The sequence below is a fragment of the Brooklawnia propionicigenes genome, from assembly GCF_030297015.1.
GTDB classification, from domain to species: Bacteria; Actinomycetota; Actinomycetes; order Propionibacteriales; family Propionibacteriaceae; genus Brooklawnia; species Brooklawnia propionicigenes.
In genome coordinates this window covers 513,210-534,266 of the sequence record NZ_AP028056.1, presented here as the reverse complement: position 1 = coordinate 534,266, position 21,057 = coordinate 513,210, and the positions used below count along the sequence as shown (strand labels likewise).

Genomic DNA, 21,057 nt, shown 5'->3' with positions numbered 1-21,057 from the left:
GGTAGTGCCGTGCGTAGAGCAAAGATCGTGTGTACGCTCGGGCCGGCGACGTCGACCCAGGAGCGGATGGAAGAGCTGATCACAGCGGGTTTGGACGTAGCCCGTTTCAACATGAGCCACGGCGACCATGCCGAGCACAAGAAGCGTTTGGACGAGACCCGCGCTGCGGCGCAGGCGGTGGGCAAGACGGTCGGCCTGTTGGCCGATCTGCAGGGTCCGAAGATCCGCCTGGGCAACTTCGTGGAAGGCAAGGTGAACCTGACCTACGGCCAGGAATTCACCATCACAACCGACGATATCGACGGGGACGCCCATCGGGCATCCACCACCTTCAAGGGCCTGCCCGGTGACGTCAAGCCGGGCGATACGATCTTGATCGATGACGGACGCGTCGGCCTGGAGGCCGTTTCAGTCACCGACAATGACGTTGTCACGAAGGTCACGGTCGCGGGCCCGGTCAGCAACCACAAGGGCATCAATCTGCCCGGCGTTGCTGTCAATGTGCCCGCTCTGAGTGACAAGGATGAGGCCGATCTGCGCTGGGCGTTGCAGAACGGTTTCGACATGATCGCATTGTCATTCGTGCGCCGAGCCGATGACATCAACCGCGTGCACGAGATCATGGACGAGGAGGGCGTCCGCCTCCCGGTGATCGCCAAGATCGAGAAGCCGCAGGCGGTGGAGAACCTCAACGAAATCGTGGACGCCTTCGACGGCTTCATGGTGGCTCGCGGTGATCTGGGTGTCGAACTGCCGCTGGAAGAAGTTCCGCTGGTGCAGAAGCGGATCATCCGCAAGGCCCGCAAGTGGGCCAAGCCGGTGATCGTTGCGACCCAGATGCTTGATTCGATGATCAGTGCGCCACGCCCGACTCGCGCGGAGACTTCCGATGTCGCCAACGCGGTGCTGGACGGCGCGGACGCGGTCATGCTGTCGGGTGAGACCTCTGTTGGGGCCTACCCGGTCGAGACCGTCCTGACGATGGCCCGCATCGTGGAGAACACCGAACGACACGGCATCAAGGAGATCAGCAAGATCAAGTGGGATCCCCACACCACCGGTGGCGTGATCGCCATGTCTGCCGCCCAGGCTGCGCAGCAGTTGGGAGCGAAGTACATGGTGGCATTCACCCAGTCGGGTGATACCGCTCGCCGGATGTCCCGGCTCCGTGCCGAGATTCCGCTGGTGGTCTTCACCCCGGAGGAAAAGACGGCCCACTGGCTGACGTTGTGCTGGGGCGCCCAGGTCTTCACCACGCCGTCCTATCCGAGCAATGAGGACATGGTGGTCGCGGTCAACGAGATCATGCAGGACCTGGGCCTGGCGAAGGTCGGCGATCCTGTGGTGATCGTCTTCGGTTCACCGATCGGCGTGATCGGCAAGACGAATACCCTGCGGGTGCACCGCATCAAGGAACGCGACTGACCCGGGACCACAACTCACGTCCTGACCAACAGAGAACTCCCGCAGCCGGACCGGAAGGTCACGGCTGCGGGAGTTCGTCATTCGGTGCTCGTCGGGCTGGTGCCTGGTGGCCCGATCATCAGTGCCCGGGAGGGGAGTCGAACCCCTACAGCCTTTCAGCCAGACGGGTTTGAGCCGTCCGCGTATACCATTCCGCCACCCGGGCTGATGTCAACCCGCACTATTGTGGCACATCAGCTACGGGAGTGCCATCCGGCACCACGAACGCCCCGATCAGAGCGTGTTGCCGCAATTTCATGATCATGGGCGCCCGGCTATGGCGTTCAGTGCGATAGGCTCTGAAGCGCGCTGGGCAATGGCGCCGTCCTCGGCTGCCCAGGCAAAGAAGCGATGGATGGATCGTCCGGAACGCCCGGACCTGCGGATATGAGGGATCACTGTGAGTGACAGCAAGAAGGCAAGTGCGGCCAAGCATCCGCGCGTGCTGGTCGCCGAGGACGAGGCGTTGATCCGTTTCGATCTTGTCGAACTGCTCAATGACGAGGGGTACGAGGTCGTCGGACAGGCCGGAGACGGCGAGAAGGCAGTTGAACTGGCTCGTGAGCTCGAGCCGGATCTTGTGGTGATGGATGTCAAGATGCCGAAGATGGACGGCATCGCTGCGGCTGAAATCATCGCATCCGAGCGCATCGCGCCGGTGGTCATGCTGACGGCGTTCAGCCAGCGCGACCTGGTCGAGCAGGCCCGTGAAGCCGGCGCAATGGCCTATGTTGTGAAGCCGTTCGATGCTTCCGATGTGGTGCCGGCGATCGAGATCGCCATGGCGCGTTTCGCCGAGATCCGGGCGCTCGACGATGAGATCGAGGACCTCGAAGAGCGTCTTGCGTCCCGCAAGATCGTCGATCAGGCGAAGGGTCTGCTCCAGGAGAGCCTCGGCCTGACCGAGCCGGAGGCGTTCCGCTGGATCCAGAAGACAGCCATGGATCTTCGCAAGTCGATGCGCGAAGTGGCCGAAGGGGTCATCGACCACGCCAAAGCGAGCCGCTCGTAGGCCGCTGGCCCTCAGTCGAGGATCCGGCAGCTGAGTCTGCCGGAGGCCAGCAGACGTCCGTCGTCGTCGGTGAGTTCCACCTGGTAGACGGCGCTGGTGGCGCCGAGATACAGAGCGGTCGCCACCCCGTGCACCCAGCCTGATCGTGCGCTACGCAGATGGCTGATGTTCAGTTCGGTGCCGACCGCGCGGCGGCCCGCACCGGCATGCGCCGCCCCGCCCAGCGATCCCAGCGTCTCCACCATCACTGCGGACGCGCCACCGTGCCACAGGCCGTAGGGCTGCGTATTGCCCGCCACGGGAGCACGTCCGCACACCCGCTCGGCGCTGCGCTCGGTGATCTCCAACCCCAGCTTGGTGTCGAAGGGGCTGTCGGGAACGTCGAACTGGGCGATTTCGGATTCGGTCATGGGGTTCACTGTGGCACAACTGCGGCACTTCGCGCCTGCCCCGGCGCCCGTGGTCTCCGGGTCGCCAAGACTCCCGGCTACAGTCGGACAGGTGAACTCTCCAGTGACCAGCGCACAGCCCAAGGTGATGCTCATTGACGGCCACTCGATGGCCTACCGGGCGTATTACGCCCTGCCGGTCGACAGCTTCGCGACGGCGACCGGGCAGCACACCAACGCGGTCTTCGGGTTCACCTCGATGCTCATCAACATCCTCAGAGATGAGCGGCCCACTCATGTGGCGGTGGCTTTCGATGTCTCCCGGAGCACCTTCCGCACTGTCGAATACCAGGATTACAAGGCGACCCGCTCCAAGAGCCCGGACGAGTTCAATGGCCAGGTGGCGCTGATCTGTGAGGTGCTGGACGCGCTCAACATCCCGCACCTGTCGCTGGACGGCTACGAGGCCGATGACATCATCGCCACACTCAGCCGGCAGGCCGATGAACGTGGCTGGGAGAACATCATCGTCACCGGCGACCGTGACTCGTTCCAGCTCGTGGATGACAACACGACGGTTCTCTACCCGGTGCGCGGCGTCAGTGAACTGGCCCGGATGACCCCCGAGGCCATCGAAGCCAAGTACGGCGTCGGCCCCCAGCGCTATCCCGAACTGGCCGCTCTGGTGGGGGAGACCAGCGACAACCTGCCCGGAGTCCCCGGAGTGGGGGTGAAGACCGCCGCGAAATGGCTGGCGAGCTTCAGCGGGCTGGAGAACCTGCTGGCCCGCGCCGACCAGGTGCCGGGTAAAGCAGGCGCATCCTTCAGGGAACACATCGAGGATGTGCGCCGCAACCGGCACCTGAACCGCCTGGTCAACGATCTGACGCTGGATCTGGGGCTGACGGATCTCGAGCTGCACGGCTGGGACCGCACTGCCGTCCACCAGCTTTTCGATGCCCTGGAATTCCGGGTGCTGCGGGAGCGGCTGCTCGAGGCCTTCCCCGATGACGACAACGTCGCCGAGCAGTCCGGATTCGAGCTTGCCGGGGAGCGGTTGGCGGCCGGGCAGCTGGCCGGCTGGCTGGCCGAGCACGCGCATGGCCCGCTGACCGGCGTGGACCCCTCCGGCCGCTGGGGGTCGGGACGCGGCGAGATCACTGCCTTGGCGCTGGCGGGCTCCGACGGGACAGCCTGCTGGATCGATGTCGCCGATCTGGATGCCCCCGACGAGCAGGCGCTGGCGCATTGGCTGGCCGACCCGGCCTACCCGAAGGCGCTGCACTCGGCCAAGGGACCGATGCTGGCCGTCTGGGAACAGGGCTGGCAGCTGAACGGACTGGTCTGTGATACCGAACTGGTCGCGTACCTGTTGCGTCCCGATCAGCGCAGCTACGACCTGGCCGACCTGTCCATCAGGTACCTCAAGCGTGAACTGCGGGTCGATTCGTCCGGTGAGGGAGCGGTCGGCCAGCAGACCCTCGACTTCGGCGACAGCTCCGACGATGACGAGTCCCAGGCGGCGATGCTGCGAGCCCGGGCGGTCGTCGACCTGAGCACGACGATGACCGCCGAACTCGACAGTCTCGGTCAGTTGCGGCTGCTCAACGACCTCGAGCTGCCGCTGCAACGGATCCTGGCTCGCATGGAACGCACCGGCATCGCGTTGGACTGCGAGGTGCTCGACCAGCTGTACCACGAATTCGACGCCCGGGTGCGTTCGGCCGAGCAGGCCGCCTGGGATCTGGTAGGCCAGCAGGTCAATCTCGGATCGCCGAAGCAGCTGCAGGCCGTCTTGTTCGACCAGTTCGACCTGCCGCGGACCAAGAAGATCAAGTCCGGATACACCACCGACGCGGAGGCGCTCGAGGGCCTCTACGCCCGCACGGGGCATCCCTTCCTGGAGCATCTGCTGGCACACCGCGATGCCACCAAGCTGCGTCAGGCGGTGGAGGGGCTACGCAAGTCGGTAGCCGACGACGGCCGGGTGCACACCACGTATCTGCAGACCATCGCAGCGACCGGACGACTCAGTTCCGCTGATCCGAACCTGCAGAACATCCCGATCCGCACCGAGGCCGGGCGCCGAATCCGCTCGGCGTTTTGCGTCGGTGAGGGCTACGAGGCGTTGATGAGCGCCGACTACTCGCAGATCGAGATGCGGGTGATGGCCGACGCCTCGGGCGACGAGGACCTCATCGAGGCCTTCCGCAGTGGTGTCGACTTCCACACCGTCACGGCCTCGAAGGTCTTCGGGGTGCCTGCCGACCAGGTCACCGGCGTCCAGCGGGCCAGCGTGAAGCAGATGAACTACGGACTCGCCTACGGGCTGTCCGCCTACGGGTTGTCCACCCGGCTGGGGGTCTCGGTGGCCGAGGCCCGCGAACTGATGGACGACTACTTCACCACCTTCGGAGGGGTGCGTGACTACCTCAACGACGTCGTCGCGCAGGCCCGCCGCACCGGATTCACCGAGACCCTGGCCGGCCGCCGCCGCTACCTGCCGGATCTGATCTCGTCCAACCGGCAGCGTCGTGAGATGGCCGAGCGGATGGCGCTCAATGCGCCGATCCAGGGATCGGCGGCCGACATCATCAAGATCGCCATGATCGGGCTGGACACCGCCTTGACGTCGTCCGGCCTGAAATCACGGGTGTTGCTGCAGATTCACGATGAACTGGTGCTGGAGGTCGGTCCGGGCGAACGCGAACAGGTCACCGAGTTGGTACGTGAGCAGATGGCCGGCGCTGCCAACCTGATGGTTCCGCTGGACGTGTCGATCGGATACGGCCCGACCTGGTTGGACGCCGCACACTAGGAGCATCCCGGCGGGCGGAAGAGTCCTGGAGGCGCAGAATCAGCTGCCGCCGCCGACCTGGGCGGCCTCATCGCCGCCGATCAGGTCACCGTAGTAGATCATGCGGCCCAGCGCGTCACCGCCGGACGTGTAGTCCGAGCAGACGATGAGGGCGAATTTCGGGTCGCCGTAGTAGTCGTAGAGGATGTCGGAGGTGGGGTCGTAGTCGGCGACCATGACATGTGTGCTGCCGGAGTACCGGTAGCAGGCCGCCGAGCCGTCCGACCCGCTGATCTTGACGATGTCGCCGAGACTCAGCAGGCCGTTGTTGAGCTGGTTGCCCAGCGCACCGCCGTACTGGAAGGTGTGGCTGCTGAGCACTGCCTTGCCCTCGGACGATCCGACCAGCGGGCCCTGATTGAACCAAGCGACGGTGTAGCCCTCGTTGCCGGGAGGAGCTTCGGGCGCCGCCCCTGAGGCATCCATGCCGAGGCTGAGCATCGGCAGTTCCATACCGTGCCCGATCAGCGTCATCTGCACGGGGCTGGCGATCGGTTGCGGGTCGGAGGGACAGCTCTCCGGCACGGCACTGGTGGAGGTGGCCGGTTCGGTCGTCTCGGAGGCCTGGGATGTCTCGGGGCCGGCAGCGATCTGGCTGGGCTCGCCGAGCGCCACCTGGTTCGTGTCACCAGGCTGGTGAAGCCGGACGCCCACCATGATCGCCAGTCCAGCAATGAGGACGATCACCACGATGACGATCGCGATCCTGGTATTCCGATGAGGCATCTGAACGCTTCCCTACTTCGAGCGAGACGATATGCTTATCGAACCTATCAAAGCTCCCATCACCAGCCGACAGACCGAGGTTGCATCATCGGTCAAGATGCTGCGACCGGTGTCGGACCCCGGATTGACCCCCTTTGTTGCGCGCGCCTAGTATTAAAAGGCATTGCGGCCTGTGTCGTCTCGGACCGAGTAGGCGGCGCGTGCAGCAGAAGCTGCGTGGTCGTGGTGCGTCCAACCGAACATATAAACCAGCAATCGGAGCCCTACTACATGACCTCCTCCACTGAGGCCTCGAACAAGGTCGCAATCGACGACATCGGCACGCCAGAAGCCTTCGAGGCCGCGGTCGATTCCACTATTAAATACTTCAACGACGGAGACATCGTCACTGGCACCGTCGTCAAGGTCGATCGCGACGAGGTCCTCCTCGACATCGGCTACAAGACTGAAGGCGTCATCCCCTCCAAAGAGCTGTCCATCAAGCACGATGTCGATCCGTTCGACGTTGTCAAGGTGGGCGACGAGGTCGAAGCCCTCGTCCAGCAGAAGGAGGACAAGGAAGGTCGCTTGATCCTGTCCAAGAAGCGCGCCCAGTACGAGCGCGCCTGGGGCACCATCGAGAAGATCAAGGAATCCGACGGCGTGGTCACCGGCTCCGTCATCGAGGTGGTCAAGGGTGGTCTTATCGTCGACATCGGGCTGCGCGGCTTCCTGCCTGCCTCCCTGGTCGAGATGCGCCGGGTCCGCGACCTGCAGCCCTACGTGGGCCAGGAACTCGAGGCCAAGATCATCGAGCTCGACAAGAACCGCAACAACGTGGTGCTGAGCCGTCGCGCCTGGCTGGAGCAGACTCAGTCGGAGGTCCGTCAGTCGTTCCTGCACCAGCTGCAGAAGGGCCAGATCCGCAAGGGCGTCGTCTCGTCCATCGTCAACTTCGGCGCGTTCGTCGACCTTGGTGGTGTGGATGGCCTGGTGCACGTCTCCGAGCTGTCCTGGAAGCACATCGACCATCCGAGCGAGGTCGTCGAGGTCGGCCAGCAGGTCACCGTCGAGGTCAAGGACGTCGAGCTCGACCGCGAGCGGGTTTCGCTGTCGCTGCGCGCCACCCAGGAAGACCCGTGGCAGACCTTCGCCCGCACCCACCAGATCGGTGAGATCGTGCCCGGCAAGGTCACCAAGCTGGTTCCGTTCGGTGCGTTCGTGCGGGTCGAGGACGGTATCGAGGGCCTGGTGCACGTCTCCGAGCTGGCCGAGCGTCACGTGGAGATCCCGGAGCAGGTCGTCGCGGTCGGCGACGAGGTCATGGTGAAGATCATCGACATCGATCTGGAACGCCGCCGCATCTCGCTCTCGCTGAAGCAGGCGAACCAGGGCGTCGACATCGCTGCGGACGATTTCGATCCGTCGCTGTACGGCATGACCGCCAGCTACGACGAGAACGGCAACTACATCTACCCCGAGGGCTTCGATCCGGAGACCAACGAGTGGAAGCCGGGCTTCGAGGAGCAGCAGGCGGCCTGGGAGGCCCAATACGCCGAAGCACAGGCCCGTTGGCTCGCGCTGAAGAAGCAGGCGGCCGACGCCGAGGAGTCGGCTGTTGCCGCCGCCCGCGCCGAGGCCACCGAGTACACCTCCGATGCCACTCCGGTGGAGGGCTCGCTGGCTTCCGATGAGGCTCTGCAGGCTCTGCGCAACAAGCTGACCAGCGGTAGCTGAAGCAACTGACTGATCGACTCACTGATCAAGCGGAGCGGCCCCGGACCTGTTGGTCCGGGGCCGCTGCGTTGTGTGCATCTGCTGGATGGGCGCTCAGCCGTGCCACCAGGACGCCGAGCGCCTGCCGCAGTCAGCCAACGGGCTGAGCGTCGGCTGGCTGTGCGGTTGCCTGCATGGCCTCGGCATAGCGATGGTTCGGCTGGTAGGGGCACATCGGATCGGTCTCCAGTGGATCCCCGGTACGCGCCCAGGCGCGGGCTCGCGAACCGCCGCACCAGCGGTGGAACTCGCAGACGCCACAGCGTCCCTTGAACTGCTCGGGGCGGCGCAGCTGACGCATCAGCGGAGCGTCCCGGTAGATCTCGACCAGGCTCTGTTCGCGCACCGAACCGACCTCGATCGGCAGGAATCCCGACGGTGTCACCTTGCCCAGATGCGAGATGAACACCACACCATTGCCGTCGCGGATGCCGAAGCCCGCGGACGCCCGGCTGGCCTCGATCTGTTCGCGGGTCTTCCCCTCGGCGAACATGCGCTGGGCCAGAATCCGGCGGTACTGCATGGCCTCGGTGGTCTTGATGCGGAACGGGGCGGTCGCCGAGCGTGCTCCCCAGTGCATCAGCAGCCGCTCGGCCTCGCCGGGATCGAGCTCGGTGAGCTGGGTGCCACGTCCGACCGAGATCAGGAAGAAGAGCGACCACTGCATGAGCTTCTCGGCGCTCAACAGCTGGTACATCGCTTCGAGATCGTCCGCATTGTCCGCACTGACCAGCGTGTTCACCTGCACCGGCAGCTGAACCGCAGCCGCCTGCCGAAGCGCTTCCAAGGTGGCGTCGAAGGTGCCGGCCACCTGCCGCAAGCCGTCATGGGCGAGCGCGTTGGAGGCGTCCAGCGACAGCGAGATCGCCCCGACTCCCAGATCTTTCATCCAAGCAATCCGCTCGGCGGTGAGCAGTGGTGTGACCGCGGGCGCCAGCGAGACACCCACACCGCGGTCGATTGCGGCCTTGATGAGGATCTCCAGATCCGGTCGGCGCAGGGGGTCACCGCCGGTCATTACGATGTGCGGCAGCGGCGACCCGAAGCCGGCGATCGTGTCGAGCACCTGGAGGCACTCCTCGGTGGTCAGTTCGCCCGGCGCCGGTTCGGGCATTGCGGTGGCCCGGCAGTGCTTGCAGGCCAGCCCGCAGGCATTGGTCAGCTCCCAATAGATGATCATCGGTGCGCGGTCATACGCCCAGTTGACCGGTTTCACCGAACCGATACCACTTGGATGCCCAGCCATGGGCCCTCGCCTTCTTCCATCCTTGGTGAATCAACCAGATGACCCTAACCCACAGCCATTGGGATTCGCACACTAGGCTCGGGTTCATGCTCGCTGCTGGCCTTTACCACGGGATCATGCTCGTATCCTTCGGGGGTCCTCGTGTCCCGGACGACGTCATGCCGTTCCTGCGGAATGTGACTCGCGGACGCGCAATCCCGTCCGAGCGCCTGGAGCTGGTGGCTGAGCACTACTACCACTTCGGGGGCGCCAGCCCGATCAACGCCCAGAACGATGCGCTGGCCGCTGCGCTGGGCGCAGAGCTGGCTGCCCGCGGCCACCGGTTGCCGATCTGGGTGGGCAATCGCAACTGGTCCCCGTATCTGACCGACGCCGTTCAGCAGGCGCACCAAAGCGGATGCCAGCGGATTCTGGCGGTGCTGACCAGCGGCTATGCATCGTATTCGTCGTGTCGGCAGTATCGCGACGATCTTGATGCGGCGCTGGTGCAGACCGGGCTGACCGGCGAGCTGAAGGTCGACAAGGTCCGGCAGTTCTTCAATCACCCGGGCTTCGTGACGCCATTCGCGGACGGCCTGGTGGCTGCCCTCGGCCGGCTGAGCAGCCACGATCCGACCCTGACCAGTGCTGACGTGGAGGTCATCTTCACCGGACACTCGCTGCCGATCGGAGCCGCCATGAGTTCCGGTTTCGGTGCCTGGCGCGAGGCGACCGGTGGGGCTTATCTTGCGCAACACCGGCAGGTTGCCGAGCAGGTCGTGCAGGCGGTGAATCTTCTCCAGCGCGCCGCGGGCGGACCGGAAGTGACGCATTGGCAGCTCGCCTGGCAGTCTCGGTCGGGGCCGGCCGCCCAGCCCTGGCTGGAGCCGGACGTCAATGACGCGATCGCCGGACTGCCGGGCCTGGGCCGCAAGGCAGTCGTGACGGTTCCGATCAGTTTCATCTCCGACCATATGGAAGTCATCTGGGATCTCGATATCGAGGCCGCAGCCACCGCCGCCGGGCTCGGGCTCGGGTACGCCCGGGCGGCCACACCGGGCACGCACCCGAAGTTCGTAACCGCATTGGCGGACATGATCGAGGAACGCCAGAGCGGTCGCGGCGATCGTGCCCACATCGGCCGCTACGGTGCCTGGCCGGACAGCTGCCCGCCGGACTGCTGCCCCGCGCCGGTCCGCCCGCATCACCAGGGGGCGCGGCCATGAGCGTGCTCAGTGTCGCGCTGACCGGCGGCATCGGCGCCGGGAAGACCACCGTCGCCCGTCTCCTGGCTCAGCGGGGTGCGATCCTCATCGATTCGGACGTGCTGTCCCGAGAGGTCGTCGAACCGGGCACGCCCGGTCTGGAGGCGATCGTCGAGCGTTTCGGCCCTGCGGTGCTGGCCGCCGATGGCAGCCTGGATCGGCAGGCGCTCGGGACGATCATCTTCGCCGACGCCCAGGCGCGGGCTGATCTCAACGGCATCGTCCACCCCGAGGTGCGCCGCCGTCGCGCAGAACTGATCGCCTCCGCGCCCGACGGGTCCATCGTCATCTCGGTCATTCCATTACTGGTCGAGGGCGGCCTGCAGGATGGCTTCGACGGGGTGATCGTCGTCGACGTTCCGATCGATACCCAGGTCGACCGGCTGAAGGCGCGCAGCGATCTGGACGATCAGCAGGCGCGGGCGCGGGTGAACGCGCAAGCCAGCCGCGACGAGCGGCTCGAGGTGGCCGACTGGGTGATCGAGAACTCCGGTTCGTACGACCAATTGCGGCAGCAGGTCGAGGTCGTCTGGGACGCATTGAACAAAAAGGTCAGAAGCTTATAGCGTGTGATATAAGGTGTCAGGCTAAACTAGTGTCATGACGAAACATGGCGGGCATCCGGTGGCGGTGATCAATGTCGACCAGCACGCCTCCCGCCGGCGGCCTGATCTGGTGCCCGACGCGTTGGCCGAGCTGGCCGGTGTCGACGGGCTGGTCTTCCAGTTCGAGCGCACCGCCGGTGACGAGGTGCAGGGAGTGTGTGCTGCGCCGCAGGCCGTGGTCGATGTCGTGCTCCGCCTGACCCGGATGGGCGGTTGGCGGATCGGTATCGGCATCGGAGCGATCGACGAACCCCTGCCTGCCTCCACCCGGCAGGCGCGGGGCCCGGCCTACCTAGTGGCACGAGAGGCCATCGAAGCCCGGCGAGCCACCCAGTCGCTGCGGCTGCTGAGCGCCCTTCCCGACCAAGGCCGCGGAAATGTCGGCGTGGCCACTTATGGTGGTTTCCAGAAGGCAGCCTGGTATGCCGAATCGGCGCTGATTGCGCTGCGGGCGCTGGCCGGGCGACGCACGGCCGAGGGCTGGGAGGTGGTCGATTTGATCGAGCGGGGGAGCACGCAGCGTGTCGTGGCGCAGCAACTGGGCATCACGCAGGCCGCGGTCTCGCAGCGTCTGACCGCGGCCGGACATGACGAACTCAATCGTCTTGCCGGCCTGGCCACGATCACTCTGGCGGCGGCAATGGCGTGGTCACAATGAACGCGGCCGTGCTGGCGATCATTCAGGCCGCGATCGTGCTTGTCGCGGGCGCGACCGCGGTCTGGTGGGGTGGCGTCGCGGTGACCTGGGTCTTCGGGAGGCTGAGCCCGGCCGCCGAGACCGCGGTCTTGCGGGGAGGGGAGTGGATCGGTCGTGTCGAGCGGACGGCGGTCTTCGCCACGGTGCTGACCGGCTTCCCCGAAGGCATCGCGATCGCGCTGGCGCTCAAGGGCATCGGACGCTATCCCGAGCTGAAGACCGGCAGCAAGGTCGCGTCCGAACGTTTCATCATCGGCACTTTTGTCAGCCTGCTGGTCGCTGCGGGATTGGGCGGTCTGAGCCGCTGGGCTCTCCAGGTGATCTGAGCGCGGGTGGTCTGAGTGGACGAGTTGGTGATGCGCTGGAATCGGCGCTTTCCACGATTGCACGGTCTGGGTGCCGAGCTGCTGATCCGCTGGCAGGAGCCGCATCGCTGCTACCACGATCCGCGCCATCTGGCCGAGTGCCTGCAAGCCTTGGATCGGCTGGACGGCGGTGATGTCGAGGAACTGGCGCTGTGGTTCCACGATGCCGTCTATCAGGGGCGGCGGGGCAGTGACGAGCGGTCATCGGCGCGGCTGGCCCGGCAACTGCTCGGCGAGGAAGGCGAGCGCGCGGGCGTGGTCGATGAGGTGGCGCGGCTGGTCCGGGTGACCGAGCACCACCGGCCATGGCCGAGCGATTCGGCCGCTCAGCGGGTCTCGGACGCGGATCTGGCGATCTTCGGGGCGCGCGCCGAGCGTTACCGTGAGTCCGTGGCCGATCTGCGCCGGGAGAACGCGGGCGTGCCCGACGACCAGTGGCGATTGATCCGCTTGTGGCACTTGCGAGGGCTGCAGCGCCGTGGCGTGATCTATGCCACACCACGGGCGCGGGCGCTGTGGCAGGCCCGAGCGGAGGCCAACATCGCGGCCGAGCTGCGCGCCATCACCAGAGGCTGATCGCCATCAGCTGATCCCCCGGGAGCCGACAGCAGCGAAAACGTCAGTACCGCCGCCTAGCCTTGAGGGTATGCGTCCGGTAGAAGAGATCACCCGTCGGCTGGCACCGTTCAAGGTGCACTCCGAGTTTCAGCCGGCCGGCGACCAGCCGGCCGCGATAGACGAGCTCGAACGCCGGCTCAAGGCCGGCGAGAACGATGTCATCCTGCTCGGTGCGACCGGCACCGGGAAGACCGCGACCATCGCCTGGCTCGCCGAGCGGCTGCAGCGTCCGATGTTGGTGATGCAGCCCAACAAGACGCTGGCCGCGCAGTACACGGCAGAGCTGCGGCAGTTCTTTCCCGAGAATGCGGTGGAGTACTTCGTCAGCTACTACGACTACTACCAGCCCGAGGCGTACGTGCCGCAGACCGATACCTTCATCGAGAAGGACTCCAGCCTCAACGAGGAGGTCGAGCGGCTCCGCTATTCGGCGACGAACTCCCTGTTGACCAGGCGCGACGTCATCGTGGTGGCGACCGTTTCGGCCATCTATGGCCTGGGTACCCCGCAGGAGTACGTCGATTCGATGCTCAGCCTGCATGTCGGCGACGAGATCGACCGGACCTCGCTGCTGCACAAGCTGGTCGAGATGCAGTACGTGCGCAACGACCTCGCGGGCACTCGTGGCACGTTCCGGGTGCGCGGCGACACGCTGGAGATCTTCCCGATGTACGAATCCAATGCCGTGCGTGTCGAGCTGTTCGGCGACGAGATCGATGCGCTGTCGACGATGCACCCGACCACCGGTGAGCTGCTCAGCACCGACGACGAGATGTACGTCTTCCCGGCATCGCACTATGTTGCCGGGCCGGAGCGGATGGAGCGGGCGATAGCCGGCATCGAGGCCGAGTTGGAGGTGCGGCTCAAAGAGCTGGAGTCGCAGAACAAGCTCCTCGAGGCACAGCGGCTGCAGATGCGCACCGGCTACGACATCGAGATGATGCGCCAGATCGGCACCTGCGCGGGCATCGAGAACTACTCGCGGCATATCGACGGGCGCGCTCCCGGCAGCGCCCCCAACTGTCTGCTCGACTACTTCCCCGAGGACTTCGTTCTCGTCATCGACGAGTCTCACGTCACCGTCCCGCAGATTGGTGGCATGTACGAGGGTGACATGAGCCGCAAACGCACCCTGGTGGAGCATGGATTCCGGCTGCCCAGCGCGATGGACAACCGGCCGCTGCGCTTCGAGGAATTCACCGAGCGCATCGGGCAGACCGTCTACTCGTCGGCCACCCCCGGACCCTACGAGGTCGCCAGGAGCAATGGGGTCGTCGAGCAGATCATCCGCCCGACCGGGCTGATCGACCCCGAGGTCATCGTCAAGCCGACCAAGGGCCAGATCGACGATCTGCTGGGCGAGATCCGAATACGCGCCGAACGCGATGAGCGGGTGCTGGTCACCACGCTGACCAAGAAGATGGCCGAGGACCTGACCGACTACCTGATGGAGCGCGGTGTTCGCACCCGTTATCTGCACTCCGAGGTCGACACGCTGCGCCGGGTCGAGTTGCTGCGCGAGTTGCGGCTCGGGGAGTACGACGTGCTGGTCGGCATCAACCTGCTGCGTGAGGGTCTCGACCTGCCGGAGGTCTCGCTGGTCGCGATCCTGGACGCCGACAAGGAGGGTTTCCTGCGCTCCGAGCGCTCGCTGATCCAGACCATCGGACGAGCCGCCCGCAACGTGTCCGGTCAGGTGCACATGTATGCCGACAAGATCACGCCATCGATGAGCAGCGCGATCGACGAGACCAACCGCCGCCGCGCCAAGCAGGTGGCCTACAACACCGAACACGGGCTCGATCCGCAGCCACTGCGCAAACGCATCGCCGACATCACCGATCTGATGGCCCGTGAGGACGCCGACACCCAGTACTGGGTCTCCGGGGCACAGAACAGAGGCAGGCGTGGCGGCGCCTCCCCGGTGTTGGCCGATCAGCTGCGCGATCTGGACACCGCCGGCCTGCCTGCGGCAGAACTGGCCAACCTGATTCAAGAGCTCACCGAGCAGATGCATCAGGCGGCGGCCGAGCTGCAGTTCGAGCTGGCGGCGCGGCTGCGTGACGAGGTGGCCGATCTGAAGAAGGAATTGCGTCAGATGGTAGAGGCGGCACGCTGATCGCGGCGCCGGCTGCACTGGCCCCAGATCTTTTGCAGAATTTGCTGCATTGTTTGCAGAATCTTCTGTGCAACTGTCTCCCAGATGCCCTCGATGCTATAGTCACCTGGGTCGGCAGGCAGGCGCCGCAAGGTGTTCGTCGACTCCTACAAGTCCACATGGAGGTTGGTACCCCCGTAGGGAATCTTCGACGCCTTAGCCTTACCCGCGAATGTCGCAGTTCGTATGATCTGGAAGATCAGTGGTGAGACCTCCAGACGTCCCTCTAATCGGAAGGTAACCCGATGCACGTAACACCGGTGGCATGGATCGTCACTCTGACTGTCCTGACCGCTGTCCTGGCACTTGATGTCCGGCACATGATGAAGCATCCCCATGAGCCTTCCATGAAGGAATGCGCCCTTACCATCACGGGCTTCGTCTCAGCTGCGATCCTGTTCGGCGTCGGCATCGGCTTGTTTGCCCACCCCTTGCCCGAATCCGGCAAGACGAGCTGGCACTATGCCGTCGAGTTCTTCTCGGGATACCTGACCGAGTACTCGTTGTCGATCGACAACCTCTTCGTCTTCATCATCATCCTCGGCAGCATGGGCGTGCCCCGCAAGTACCAGCAGTTCGCCTTGATGTGCGGCATCATCTTGGCGCTGGTCTTCCGCGGCATCTTCATCCTGGCCGGCGCGGCATTGATCGAGCGGTTCGCCTGGGTCTTCTTCATCTTCGGTGCGTTCCTGCTCTACACCGGCATCAAGCTGGTGATCGACTACCGCAAACATGACAGCGAAGAAGACTCGCACAACGAAGCCGACACCGCACTCATGCGATTCGTGAAGCGTGTCGTGCCCTCCACGGAGGAGTACCACGGGACCCACCTGTCGGTGAAGATCGACGGCAAACGACTGTTCACACCCCTGTTCTTCGTGATCGCGACCCTGGGCAGCGTCGACATCATGTTCGCGCTCGACTCGATTCCCGCGATCTTCGGCCTCACGCAAGAGCCCTATCTGGTTTTCACGGCCAACTTCTTCGCTCTGATGGGCCTGCGCCAGCTCTACTTCTTGCTGGGCAATCTGCTGCAGCGGCTGGTCTACCTGTCACTGGGTCTGGCGTTCATCCTCTGCTTCATCGCGGTGAAGCTGGTACTGCACGCCATGCACCACTACCACTGGATCGGCTTCGAGGTCCCGACGCTGCTCTCGCTGCTGGTCATCGTCCTGACGATCGCGATAACCGCGGTGCTGTCGCTGCTCAAGACCAAGCGCAAGAACGACGACACCCCGATCGAGGCCTGACCAGCCGGATCATTACAGACTGCGGGCGACCGGATTCCCCATCCGGTCGCCCGCAGTCCTGTGTCTGCTGAGGTCGCCTGCCGCTACCAGCCCCGGGCACGCCACTGCGCCAGCTGAGGGCGCTCCACCCCGATGGTGGTCGAATCGCCGTGACCCGGATGGATGATCGTCTCATCGTCGAAACGGTCGAAGATCTTGGTGCTCACGTCTGCCAGCAGCGAGTTGAACTGCTGTGCCGAACCGGTCGCGCCAACCCCGCCGGGGAACAGCGAATCGCCGGTGAAGATGTTCACGGGCTCGTCCGCACGACCTGAGCGCAGCACCAGAGCGATCGATCCGGGAGTGTGCCCCACCAAACCGATCACCTCGAGCCGGATGCCGCCTGCCTCGATCAGGTCGCCGGTCCACACCGGTATCGAGCGCACTCCGGTCTGCTGCTCGATTGCCTCGACGTCGGGGGCCCCCGTCCATGCCTGCGCACCGGTGGTGCGCACAACTTCGGCCAGAGCGCCCACGTGATCGTGATGGCGGTGGGTGGTGATCACCGCCGCGAGTCCGCCGTCACCGATCAGCTCCAACAGCCGTGGGGCGTCATCGGCGGCATCAATGAGGACGACAGGGCCACCGGCGTCGAGCAGGTAGGCGTTGTTGTCCATCGGACCCACACTGACCTTCGTGCAACTCACGTTTCCGGCATCGAAGCGGACGGGGGAATCGTGCGCTGAGGTATGGAACAGTCCGGTCATCGGTACTCCTCGGTGGAATCGTGTCGGCTTCCGGCAATGATCGTGGCTGGCTCAGATCAGCGGCGGCTGAGCAGGAAGATGGAGTGCTTCGGCCGCGCTCAGCCGTCCGGTCAGCCAGCCGAGCAGCACCGCATCGGGTCCGCTGATCACGGTCTCCGAATTGCTGGCGCCCAGCACCGCCGTGAAACCCGACGTCGAGACCAGCCGCACCGCCATGCCGTAGGGCGCTTGGTAGGACAGCACGCTCCACTCCAGCAGCCAGCGCGCGGTCAGCGGGTTGATCTGGCTGACCTCGAAACCGCAATCCAGATCGACGTGGTGAATGATCACCTCGTACAGTCTGGCCAGCGGCAGCAGATCGGAGCGCAAGAAGGTTCCGGGACTGAGCTCGACGGTCAGTCTGCCGGGCACCGAGTCCAGCAGGTCCAGGCGCTCACTGAGATTGCCGGCACTGGTGTCCAGGTCGATCTGAAGTTCCAGGCCGCTGCGTTCCGAGCCGCGTTCGATGGCCAACTCGCGGTCGTCGTCCGAGTCGTACATCAGGCCGCGGCGTCCGGTCAGCACCGAGTCGATCGCGCGGACGAAAGCGTCGGCGTTGCGCGCCAGGTGCGTTGCCACATGAGCGCGCGTCCAGCCGGGCAGCCGTCCGGGCTCCTGCCATGCGCGTTCGCTCAGCGAGATCGTGTCACCCAGCAACCGCTGGGTGGCCTCCAACTTGATCTTGCGCACCTCGGCCACCGGGGCGAACGTGCTGAGTGCCTCCTGTCGGGCAAGATCCCAAGCCACCCCATCACCCCGATTCGTCCCTGACCTGCGTTTGCAAGTCGATCATCTTTCAGTATGGTTGTCCAGCCGGGCGGCATGGAAGCGTTGCCGTACGCTTGGCGCGGAAAACTGTCAGACCCGGCGCATACGATGAATTGCGTGAAAGATCGACTCGTCATCTCGGGCGCCCGGGAACACAACCTGCGCGACATCTCGCTGGATCTGCCGCGCGATGCCATGATCGTGTTCACCGGATTGTCGGGGTCCGGCAAGTCATCGCTGGCCTTCGACACGATCTTCGCCGAGGGCCAGCGCCGATATGTCGAGTCGCTTTCGGCCTACGCGCGGCAGTTCCTCGGTCAGATGGACAAACCGCAGGTCGACTTCATCGAGGGGCTCTCTCCGGCGGTCGCCATCGACCAGAAGTCGACGAGCCGCAATCCCCGGTCGACGGTCGGCACCGTGACCGAGATCTACGACTATCTGCGGCTGCTGTTCGCCCGCGTCGGGCACCCGCACTGTCTGGTCTGTGGCGCTCCGATCGACAAGCAGACTCCCCAGCAGATCGTCGATCAGGTGCTGGCACAGCCCGAAGGCACCCGCTTTCAGGTGCTCGCCCCGATGGTGCGTGGCCGCAAGGGCGAATACGGCGAACTGTTCCGCAATCTGAGCACCCAGGGCTACGCCCGGGTGCTGGTCGATGGGCAGATCTTCCGGCTGCCCGAGGTGCCAGGCCTCGACAAGCAGCGCAAACACGACATCGATGTGGTCGTCGACCGGGTGGCCGTGAAGCCGACCGCGAAGCAGCGCATCACCGATTCGGTCGAGACTGCGCTCGGTCTGGCGTCCGGACTTGTCATCTTGGATTTCGTGGATCTCGATGAGGACGATCCGGCCCGCCGGCGAAGCTACTCCGAGCGGCTGGCCTGCCCGAACGGGCACGATATCTCGCTGGACGAGATGGAGCCCCGCCAGTTCTCCTTCAACAGCCCGTGGGGTGCCTGTCCCGAATGCGCCGGGTTGGGGACCACGCTGGAGGTGGACCCCGATCTGGTGGTGCCCGACCAGATGAAGAGCCTTGCTCAGGGTGCGATCGCTCCGTGGGCAAGCCCGATGGTCGCCGCGCACTATTCGCACGTCTTCGAGTCGATGGCCGAGAAGTACGGCTTTTCGGTCGACACACCGTGGGAAGATCTCGAACCGGCCGTCCGCAAGTACATTCTGATGGGCGCCGAGGACCCGGTCCTGGTGCGCTACCGCAATCGTTTCGGGCGGGTGCGTACCTACAGTCAGAAGTACGAGGGCGCACTGCCGCAGGTCCGCCGCCGCTACGACGAAGCCGAAACCGATGCCGCGCGGGACCGCTGGGGCGCCTATCTGAGGGAGATCCCCTGTGCGGTCTGTCACGGAGCCCGCCTGAAACCGTCGACGTTGGCCGTCACGATCGCCGACAAGAACATCGACGAGGTGTCCCGGCTGTCGATCGACGAACTCGCCGGCTATCTGGGCGAGTTGACGCTGAGCGACCGCGAGCGGGCCATCGCGGGTCAGGTGCTCAAGGAGATCAACCAGCGGCTGCGATTCCTGTTGGACGTGGGCCTCGACTATCTGACCTTGTCGCGCAGCGCGGGATCGCTGTCGGGCGGTGAGGCGCAGCGCATCCGGCTGGCCACCCAGATCGGGTCCGGGCTGACCGGCGTGCTGTACGTGCTGGACGAGCCGTCCATCGGATTGCACCAACGCGACAACCGGCGGCTGATCGAGACACTCCTCAAACTGCGAGACCTGGGCAACACGCTGATCGTCGTCGAGCACGACGAGGACACCATCCGATCAGCCGACCATGTCGTCGACATCGGTCCGGGGGCCGGTGAGCACGGCGGCCGGGTCGTGGTGAGCGGCACCCTCGACGATCTGCTCGCCAGTGACGAGTCGCTGACCGGCGCCTATCTGACCGGACGTCGCTCGATAGCGCTGCCGGCGCAGCGCCGGCTGGGCAACGGGCACGAGATGGTCGTGCATGCCGCGGCCGAGAACAACCTGAAGAATGTCACCGTCGGTTTTCCACTCGGGCGTTTCATTGCGGTCACCGGGGTGTCCGGTTCGGGAAAGTCCTCCCTGGTGAACGCGATCGTCTACCGGTCGCTGGCCAAGCGGATCTACGGCGCCAAAGACGTGCCCGGGCGCCACAAGGGCATCACCGGAGTCGAATCGATCAACAAGGTGGTGCACGTTGATCAATCGCCGATCGGGCGTTCACCGCGCTCCAATCCGGCCACCTACACCGGGGTCTTCGACAAGATCCGCACCCTGTTCAGCCAGACCCCGGAGGCCAAGGCGCGCGGCTATCAGCCCGGGCGCTTCAGCTTCAACGTGAAGGGCGGGCGCTGCGAGAACTGCATGGGTGACGGCACGATCCGCATCGAGATGAACTTCCTCCCCGATGTCTACGTGCCCTGCGAGGTCTGTCACGGCGCTCGCTACAACCGGGAGACCCTCGAGGTGCGCTACAAGGGCAAGACCATCGCCGAGGTGCTGGACATGCCCATCGAACAGGCCGCGGAGTTCTTCGCCCCGATCTCGGCCATCTCGCGGCATCTGAAGACGCTGGTCGAGGTGGGGCTCGGATACGTGCGGCTGGGGCAACCCGCGACGACACTGTCGGGGGGTGAGGCACAGCGGGTCAAGCTGGCGTCCGAACTGCAGCGGCGCTCCACCGGCAATACGGTCTACGTACTCGACGAGCCGACCACCGGCCTGCATTTCGAGGACATCCGCAGACTCCTCGACGTGCTCGGCCGGTTGGTCGACGGCGGTAACACCGTGGTGGTCATCGAGCACAACCTCGACGTCATCAAGACCGCCGACTGGGTGATCGATATGGGTCCCGAAGGTGGGTTCCGCGGGGGACAGGTCGTGGCCACCGGCACCCCGGAGGATGTCGCCCGCGTGCCGGAGTCGCACACCGGGCACTTCCTCGCCGAGATCCTGCGCGGACGCGAGGTGCCGCTGGCCCAGCCCGAGCCCGAACCACTGCTGGCCGTCCAGCCGGCGCCGGCGAAGAAGCGCGGCCGCAAGCCGGCGGACGCGGCCGGCACGTCCAAGACATCGGCCACCAAGACCAAGCGCACCACGACCCGCCGGACGCCGGCAGCCTGAG

General features: G+C 65.2%; 17 protein-coding genes and 1 tRNA gene. 12 read left to right on the top strand and 6 right to left on the bottom strand.

Going from position 1 to position 21,057, the window contains the following annotated elements:
- The first annotated feature begins 9 nt into the window (after nt 1–9).
- Complete coding sequence (pyk, locus tag QUE25_RS02505; protein WP_286267256.1) at nt 10–1,425, top strand: pyruvate kinase; 1,416 nt, start codon at nt 10–12, stop codon at nt 1,423–1,425.
- 122 nt (nt 1,426–1,547) lie between these two features.
- Here pyk and QUE25_RS02500 read toward each other — a convergent pair.
- Nucleotides 1,548–1,630 (bottom strand) — tRNA-Leu (locus QUE25_RS02500).
- A gap of 234 nt (nt 1,631–1,864) precedes the next feature.
- On the opposite strand from QUE25_RS02500, the gene QUE25_RS02495 reads away from it, so the two are divergent.
- A complete protein-coding gene (locus QUE25_RS02495; RefSeq protein WP_286267255.1) occupies nt 1,865–2,476 on the top strand; it encodes an ANTAR domain-containing response regulator in 612 nt (203 codons plus the stop codon).
- Nucleotides 2,477–2,487: 11 nt separating this feature from the next.
- Here QUE25_RS02495 and QUE25_RS02490 read toward each other — a convergent pair whose 3' ends face one another.
- Nucleotides 2,488–2,886 carry a PaaI family thioesterase gene (locus QUE25_RS02490; protein ID WP_286267253.1) on the bottom strand — a complete coding sequence of 133 codons (399 nt, stop codon included), beginning with the start codon at nt 2,884–2,886 and terminating at the stop codon, nt 2,488–2,490.
- 127 nt (nt 2,887–3,013) lie between these two features.
- On the opposite strand from QUE25_RS02490, the gene polA reads away from it, so the two are divergent.
- Nucleotides 3,014–5,683, top strand: a complete 2,670-nt coding sequence (gene polA, locus QUE25_RS02485) for a DNA polymerase I (protein ID WP_286268474.1) — start codon at nt 3,014–3,016, stop codon at nt 5,681–5,683.
- A gap of 39 nt (nt 5,684–5,722) precedes the next feature.
- On the opposite strand, the gene QUE25_RS02480 is transcribed toward polA, so the two are convergent.
- Nucleotides 5,723–6,448, bottom strand: a complete 726-nt coding sequence (locus QUE25_RS02480) for a class F sortase (RefSeq protein ID WP_286267250.1) — start codon at nt 6,446–6,448, stop codon at nt 5,723–5,725.
- Between the two features lie 270 nt (nt 6,449–6,718).
- Here QUE25_RS02480 and rpsA point away from each other — a divergent pair, with 270 nt between their 5' ends.
- Entirely contained in the window at nt 6,719–8,164 is a 1,446-nt protein-coding gene (rpsA, locus tag QUE25_RS02475) for a 30S ribosomal protein S1 (RefSeq protein WP_286267248.1), read from the top strand.
- Nucleotides 8,165–8,294: 130 nt separating this feature from the next.
- Here rpsA and QUE25_RS02470 read toward each other — a convergent pair whose 3' ends face one another.
- Nucleotides 8,295–9,449, bottom strand: a complete 1,155-nt coding sequence (locus QUE25_RS02470) for a TIGR04053 family radical SAM/SPASM domain-containing protein (protein WP_286267246.1) — start codon at nt 9,447–9,449, stop codon at nt 8,295–8,297.
- An 86-nt stretch (nt 9,450–9,535) separates the two neighbouring features.
- Between QUE25_RS02470 and QUE25_RS02465 the strand changes: the two genes are divergently transcribed.
- The 7 genes from QUE25_RS02465 (at nt 9,536) to QUE25_RS02435 (ending at nt 16,386) form a co-directional block, all read left to right on the top strand.
- Nucleotides 9,536–10,654 carry a ferrochelatase gene (locus QUE25_RS02465; protein WP_286267244.1) on the top strand — a complete coding sequence of 373 codons (1,119 nt, stop codon included), beginning with the start codon at nt 9,536–9,538 and terminating at the stop codon, nt 10,652–10,654.
- Complete coding sequence (gene coaE / locus QUE25_RS02460) at nt 10,651–11,259, top strand: dephospho-CoA kinase (RefSeq protein ID WP_286267243.1); 609 nt, start codon at nt 10,651–10,653, stop codon at nt 11,257–11,259. The genes QUE25_RS02465 and coaE overlap by 4 nt, the downstream gene beginning before the upstream one ends.
- A gap of 34 nt (nt 11,260–11,293) precedes the next feature.
- The gene (locus QUE25_RS02455; protein WP_286267241.1) at nt 11,294–11,956 is read left to right on the top strand and encodes a hypothetical protein; all 663 of its coding nucleotides are present in this window, start codon (nt 11,294–11,296) and stop codon (nt 11,954–11,956) included.
- Nucleotides 11,953–12,321, top strand: coding sequence for a hypothetical protein (locus QUE25_RS02450; RefSeq protein ID WP_286267239.1), 369 nt, complete (start codon nt 11,953–11,955; stop codon nt 12,319–12,321). Before QUE25_RS02455 ends, QUE25_RS02450 begins: the two co-directional genes overlap by 4 nt.
- A gap of 15 nt (nt 12,322–12,336) precedes the next feature.
- Nucleotides 12,337–12,936: an HD domain-containing protein gene (locus QUE25_RS02445; protein ID WP_286267237.1), complete on the top strand. Its 600-nt coding sequence runs from the start codon at nt 12,337–12,339 to the stop codon at nt 12,934–12,936.
- 70 nt (nt 12,937–13,006) lie between these two features.
- A complete protein-coding gene (uvrB, locus tag QUE25_RS02440; protein ID WP_286267235.1) occupies nt 13,007–15,097 on the top strand; it encodes an excinuclease ABC subunit UvrB in 2,091 nt (696 codons plus the stop codon).
- 284 nt (nt 15,098–15,381) lie between these two features.
- Nucleotides 15,382–16,386, top strand: a complete 1,005-nt coding sequence (locus tag QUE25_RS02435) for a TerC family protein (RefSeq protein WP_286267233.1) — start codon at nt 15,382–15,384, stop codon at nt 16,384–16,386.
- Between the two features lie 83 nt (nt 16,387–16,469).
- On the opposite strand, the gene QUE25_RS02430 is transcribed toward QUE25_RS02435, so the two are convergent.
- Both QUE25_RS02430 and QUE25_RS02425 read right to left on the bottom strand, forming a co-directional pair.
- The gene (locus QUE25_RS02430; RefSeq protein WP_286267231.1) at nt 16,470–17,132 is read right to left on the bottom strand and encodes an MBL fold metallo-hydrolase; all 663 of its coding nucleotides are present in this window, start codon (nt 17,130–17,132) and stop codon (nt 16,470–16,472) included.
- A 51-nt stretch (nt 17,133–17,183) separates the two neighbouring features.
- Complete coding sequence (locus QUE25_RS02425; RefSeq protein WP_286267228.1) at nt 17,184–17,918, bottom strand: maleylpyruvate isomerase family mycothiol-dependent enzyme; 735 nt, start codon at nt 17,916–17,918, stop codon at nt 17,184–17,186.
- Between the two features lie 129 nt (nt 17,919–18,047).
- On the opposite strand from QUE25_RS02425, the gene uvrA reads away from it, so the two are divergent.
- Nucleotides 18,048–21,056, top strand: coding sequence for an excinuclease ABC subunit UvrA (gene uvrA / locus QUE25_RS02420; protein ID WP_286267226.1), 3,009 nt, complete (start codon nt 18,048–18,050; stop codon nt 21,054–21,056).
- The last annotated feature ends 1 nt before the right edge of the window (nt 21,057 follow it).